This is a genomic window from Mesorhizobium waimense, from assembly GCF_003601975.1.
GTDB lineage: Bacteria > Pseudomonadota > Alphaproteobacteria > Rhizobiales > Rhizobiaceae > Mesorhizobium > Mesorhizobium waimense.
This window is the reverse complement of record NZ_QZWZ01000163.1, coordinates 1-1,033: the sequence shown is the minus strand read 5'-3', so window position 1 is coordinate 1,033 and position 1,033 is coordinate 1. Positions and strand designations below refer to the sequence as shown.

The 1,033-nt window shown below is 63.0% G+C and carries 1 protein-coding gene; it reads left to right on the top strand.

Annotation, left to right across the window (positions count from 1 at the left end):
• Positions 1–516: IS91 family transposase (locus D3227_RS40380; RefSeq protein ID WP_245452171.1), on the top strand; the 516-nt coding region annotated here is incomplete at its 5' end.
• Positions 517–1,033: the final 517 nt, after the last annotated feature.

Sequence of the window (1,033 nt, the reverse complement as noted above, 5' to 3'; positions counted from 1 at the left end):
ACATTCAACCGCAAGCTCGCCGAGGTTCGTCGTGTCGATTGGGTCGTCTATGCCAAGCCGCCGTTCGGCGGGCCGAGGCAGGTGCTGGCCTATCTCGGCCGCTACACCCACCGCGTCGCCATCGCCAATTCCCGACTGATCAGGATGACCGACTATCGGGTCGCGTTCCGCTGGAGGGATTATCGCCATGGCGGCCGTACGAAGGTCATGACGCTCGACGCGCACGAGTTCATCCGTCGCTTCCTCTTGCACACCCTGCCGGACGGTTTCCATCGCATCCGCCACTACGGCTTCCTCGCCAATGGCCATCGCGCCGCCAGGATCGAGCTGTGCCGCAAGCTGCTGGCTAGCCCGATACAGCAAGCCGACGCTCCGAAGGTCGAATGCGATGCAGTTGCCGCTGTCTCGCTCCCGGTGGCGCGTCGCTGCCCCTGCTGCGGCGGCCTGATGGTTACGCTCGGCATCTGGCGATGCGGACAGGCGCCTACGAGCCCCTTCTGGAACGACACCTCATGATCATACGCGGCAGATCCACATCATCAGGTTCGGCATCCGTCGGCGCGCGAGCCGACATGCGGGTTTTTGACCCGTCTCATGCAGGTGAACACTGCCGGCCTGATGACGGCCAGCGTTGCGATGACCCAAGGCCCAACCAACGCCAAAACTTCCTTGCCGATACGGTTGCGGTCCGCCCCCATCCCATCGGGGGCGACCTTCGAGAACTCCTCCGTGACGACCCCGACCGGCCGTCCCGGCTACAATCCCCATAGCGCCAGACCGCCCCCGCGGCTTCGCTCAATCCGGCTTGCAATGAGGTCCGACGTCGAGCCCGCGTGCCAAACCGGTGTCTCGGACCTCACAGAACCCTCCAGATTCCGCCTGAGATTGGATTGTGATTCAAGCTTTGGATGGAACGATTCGTGCTGACGGACGCCCAATGGGCGAAGATGGAACCGCATTGTCTGGGTAAACCAGCCGATCCCGGGCGAAGTGGTGGTGACAATCGCCGGTTCATCGAAGCGTTGCTTTGGAT